Raw genomic sequence first — 236 nt, 5'->3', positions numbered from 1 at the left:
CAGGGCAGACAATTCCGTACTTTCAGAATGCAGGACGCTGTTGGGAAAGACCTGGACTTCCACTCGGCCGTTCGTCTTGTCCTTCACCAACTGGGAAAACCGTTCGACAGTCAAACCCTTTGGTGTGTTTTCTGCGACCACGTGGCTAAACTTGATTATGATTCGTTCTGAGAGTCCCTCCTGTTCCTCGTCATATCCCCACTTTGCCTGCGAGAGATCAGGCCCAAAGCCTATCG

Annotated in this window: 1 pseudogene; it reads right to left on the bottom strand. The window is 51.7% G+C overall.

Annotation, left to right across the window (positions count from 1 at the left end):
• Positions 1 to 141, bottom strand: a pseudogene (locus tag SB754_RS22975) (hypothetical protein); the annotation flags it as partial.
• Positions 142 to 236: the final 95 nt, after the last annotated feature.

It is taken from the genome of Leifsonia sp. SIMBA_070, from assembly GCF_046534635.1.
In the GTDB taxonomy this organism is placed as follows: Bacteria; Actinomycetota; Actinomycetes; order Actinomycetales; family Microbacteriaceae; genus Leifsonia.
This window is presented reverse-complemented; position numbering and strand designations above follow the sequence as displayed.